Origin of the sequence: Cobetia sp. SIMBA_158 (assembly GCF_046566945.1) — a bacterium.
GTDB lineage: Bacteria > Pseudomonadota > Gammaproteobacteria > Pseudomonadales > Halomonadaceae > Cobetia > Cobetia amphilecti.
The window spans coordinates 1-285 of record NZ_JAWJYL010000220.1; the positions used below are offsets into that span (position 1 = coordinate 1).

General features: G+C 57.9%; 1 protein-coding gene. It reads right to left on the reverse strand.

What is annotated here, in order from left to right; genetic code table 11:
• On the reverse strand, positions 1 to 285 hold a 285-nt coding region (locus tag R2R70_RS19710; RefSeq protein ID WP_410978854.1), incomplete at both ends, for a glutamate synthase central domain-containing protein.

Genomic DNA, 285 nt, shown 5'->3' on the forward strand with positions numbered 1-285 from the left:
GTGCGCACCACGTCCGGGTTGTAGGCGTGGTATTCGCCGCCGTGGACGTATTTCAGCAGGCCGCCCTGGCTGATGGGCTTACGCGCCAGCCAGGCACGTTTCGACTGATTCAGCAGATCCTGCTGGAAGTCTTCAAAGCTTGCCCCACCAATGCGGCTGACCGCCCCCTGGAAGCACAGGCCCACTACATCATCGTGTAGACCGACCGCTTCAAACAGTTTCGAGCAGCGGTAAGAGGCGATGGTGGAGATGCCCATTTTGGACATGATTTTGTACAAGCCTTTG